This window comes from Mesorhizobium sp. Cs1321R2N1 (genome assembly GCF_037179725.1).
In the GTDB taxonomy this organism is placed as follows: domain Bacteria; phylum Pseudomonadota; class Alphaproteobacteria; order Rhizobiales; family Rhizobiaceae; genus Mesorhizobium; species Mesorhizobium salmacidum.
The window spans coordinates 1-3,237 of the sequence record NZ_JAPYKP010000265.1; the positions used below are offsets into that span (position 1 = coordinate 1).

Sequence of the window (3,237 nt, forward strand, 5' to 3'; positions counted from 1 at the left end):
GCGCCGTGCTGGCCGTCAGTCTCGAGCCTGCCGGAGGCTCGCCGACCGGCCAGCCGACCGGGCCCGTCGTCGCCGCGGGCGACTTGAAGGGCATCTGATCGACCCGTTCGGACAGGGTTCTGCTCCCGAAAACGTGATGGAGCCGAAAATGTAACAAGGAGCTTGCCGCGGACGAAACAGCAGGCAAGAGCCCTCCGTCGATCGCGTCGTCTCGCTCCCGTGATCCGCAGTCGATACGCGTGCTCCGCGCCGCCGACGGTCAACCGTGTACGGCGCGGAGTCTCGTTTTGGGGGCAACCGTCACCGGCTTTTGACTTTCGGGCGGCGGCATAGTTTGGCAAAACAGACGACAGGAGGAACTGGTCATGAACCGTCGCGACTTTCTTTTGAGTGGTGCCGCCGTTATCGGCGTCCTAGGGGCCGCGGCAACGATGCTGCGCATGGGCAGCCCGCAGGCCGCACAAGCCGCCGAAAAATTCGAGGTCACCAAGACCGACGACGAGTGGAAGGCCATCCTGTCGCCGGCCGCCTTCAACGTGCTGCGCAAGGAAGGCACGGAGTATCCCGGCACCAGCCCGCTGCTCAACGAACACCGCAAGGGCATCTTCGCCTGCGCCGGCTGCGACCTGCCGGTCTATCCCTCTGAGACGAAATTCGATTCCGGCACCGGCTGGCCGAGCTTCTGGCAGGAGATCGCCAATGGCATCGGCAAGACCGAGGACCGGTCGCTGGGCATGACCCGCACCGAAGTGCATTGCCGCCGCTGCGGCGGTCATCTCGGCCATGTCTTCGACGACGGTCCGGCGCCGACCGGCCTGCGCCACTGCATCAACGGCGTGGCGCTGACGTTCAAGCCGACGACCGCCTGACGATATCAAGGCAATAAAAAACTCCGGGCTTTGCGGCCCGGAGTTTTTTGCGTGGTCAGAGCTTTTCGGGCGTGGACTGGAGGAGCTTCCCGAAACCGCTGCCCACTTTTTCTTTGCTTCAGTGCCCGCCGCCACCACCGGGCGCGCCCGGCTTCCTGATCAGCATGGTGAAGAAGCCCAGCGTCCCGAACAGTACGGTCAGCAGATAGAACACATCCATGAAAGACAGCAGCGCCGCCTGCTGGTGGACCATGCCCGACAGCTTGGAGATCGCCGCGCTTGTGGCATCCAGGCCGGTGGTCTGCTCGAAATTGAGCGTCATGTTCTGCAGCTTGGTCTGCGCGGCGGCGCTGCCCCACTGCACGTGCTCGGAGAGCCGGGCATAGTGGAAGGCATTGCGATCGATCAGCACGGTGTTGATGATGGCAAGACCGACGGCGCCGCCAAGGTTGCGGGTGAGGTTGAACAGTCCGGACGCGTTCTTCAACCGGTCCGGCGGCAAGGTGCCGAGCGCGATATTGTTGATCGGCACCATGCACAGCATCATCGAGCAGCCGCGCAGGATCTGCGGGATGAGCAGCTCGTAAAAGTCCCAGTCGGCGGTCAGATGCGTCATCCACCAGGTGCCGGTGGCGAAGCCGAACAGGCCGATCATCATCATCAGCCGCAGATCCATCTTGCTCGACAGGATGCCGGAGATGGGCGCGGTGACGAACATGGCCAGACCGCTGACGAACAGCGCTTCGCCGATCATCATCGAATCGTAGCCGCGGATGCGTCCGAGGAAGACCGGATAGAGATAGGTCAGGCCATAGAGGCCGATGCCGATGACGAAGGAAAACAGCGAGCCGAAGGCGAAATTGATGTTGCTGAACGCCTTGAGGTCGACGATCGGTTCCTCGGCCGTGAAGACACGCCAGAAAAAGATCACCGCGCCGACGGTCATGACGATGGCGCAGATGAACACGGCCTGGTCCTGCAGCCAGTCGTTGTTCGGACCCTCCTCGAGCACATATTCCATGCAGCCGAGGAAGGCGGCCATGCCGGCGAGGCCCCACCAGTCGAACTTCGAGAACAGCTTGAGATTGGGCTTGTCGAAATCGATCAGCGACCAGGCCGCGGTCGCGACCAGAATGCCCGGTACGACATTGACCAGGAACAGCCAGTGCCATGAAAAGGCGTGGCTGATATAGCCGCCGACGGTCGGGCCGATGGTCGGCGCCAGTGTCGCCACCAGGCCGATCATCGGCGAGACGATGGCGCGGCGCGAGGGCGGGAAGATGGTGAAGGCGGCCGCGAAGACACTCGGGATCATGCCGCCGCCGATGAAACCCTGCACGGCGCGGTAGACGATCATCTGGTCGATGTTGGTGGCGGTCGCGGCCAACGCGCTGGCCGCGGTGAAGCCGGCGGCCGCGACGGTGAACAGCACGCGCGTCGACAGCATCCGGCTAAGAAAGCCCGACAGCGGGATCATGACCACCTCGGCGATCAGATAGGCTGTCTGCACCCACGGGATCTCGTCGGAGCTGGCGCTGAGGCCGGCCTGGATCTCGGCCAGCGAGGCCGAGACGATCTGGATGTCCAGGATCGCCATGAACATGCCGAACACCATCGCCAGGAAGGCGATGACGCGTCGGGTCGAGATGGTGTCGGGCGCGGCCGGTATCGCCGGCGGCGATCCTGCGGTGAGGGTTGCGGTTGCCATCCTAAGCCTCCTTGAGGCAGGCCGGGCGGCTCGGTGCTTCAATCAGCCACCAAGCCGCCCTCCGAAAAGCGATTAGTTACTGGTCGCGGCAGGCGCGGTGCGGCTGTCGACGGCGACGACGACGCTCAAACCGGCGCGCAGCTTGCCGGTTTTCAGCGCGTCGGCCGGCACCTCGATGCGGACCGGCACACGCTGCACCACCTTGGTGAAGTTGCCGGTGGCGTTTTCCGGCGGCAGCAGTGAGAACACCGCGCCTGACGCCGGCGCCAGCGAGGAGACGGTTCCCTGGATGGGGTGGCCGTCGATGGCGTCGACCGAGATGTTGACCTTTTCGCCAGGCACGAGCCGCGCAAGCTGCGTCTCCTTGAAATTGGCGACGATATAGAGCTTGTCCATCGGCACGACCACGGCGAGCTTCTGGCCGGGGCTGACCAGATCGCCCTGTTCGACGGAGCGGTTGCCGACGACGCCGTCATAAGGCGCCTTGAGCACGGTGAAGGAGAGATCGCGCGCGGCCTTGTCGCGGCCGAGCTGCAGCGATGCCAGTGTGCTGGCGGATTCTGCACGCTGCGCCTCGAGCACGCCGATATTGGCCTGCGCGGCGGCGATCTGCGCATCGGCGCCGACGAGCGCGGCCTTGGTCTGGTCGAGCGCGGTCTG

Annotated in this window: 3 protein-coding genes and 1 pseudogene; 2 read left to right on the forward strand and 2 right to left on the reverse strand. The window is 64.4% G+C overall.

Going from position 1 to position 3,237, the window contains the following annotated elements; translation table 11 throughout:
• Positions 1-98: pseudogene (locus tag O7A61_RS31660) on the forward strand (anti-sigma factor); the annotation flags it as partial.
• Positions 99-365: 267 nt separating this feature from the next.
• A complete protein-coding gene (msrB, locus tag O7A61_RS31665) occupies positions 366-869 on the forward strand; it encodes a peptide-methionine (R)-S-oxide reductase MsrB (protein WP_337133094.1) in 504 nt (167 codons plus the stop codon).
• A gap of 118 nt (positions 870-987) precedes the next feature.
• Here the strand turns inward: msrB and O7A61_RS31670 are convergent, their stop codons facing one another.
• Complete coding sequence (locus tag O7A61_RS31670; protein ID WP_337133095.1) at positions 988-2,577, reverse strand: DHA2 family efflux MFS transporter permease subunit; 1,590 nt, start codon at positions 2,575-2,577, stop codon at positions 988-990.
• Between the two features lie 72 nt (positions 2,578-2,649).
• A partial coding sequence (locus O7A61_RS31675) for an HlyD family secretion protein (RefSeq protein WP_337133096.1) occupies positions 2,650-3,237 on the reverse strand: 588 nt, incomplete at its 5' end.

What these genes read in the sequence shown, in the direction of transcription:
- msrB (WP_337133094.1), top strand. Translation starts at nt 366, where the DNA reads ATGAACCGTCGCGACTTTCTTTTGAGTGGTGCCGCCGTTATCGGCGTC.
- O7A61_RS31670 (WP_337133095.1), bottom strand. Translation starts at nt 2,577, where the DNA reads ATGGCAACCGCAACCCTCACCGCAGGATCGCCGCCGGCGATACCGGCC.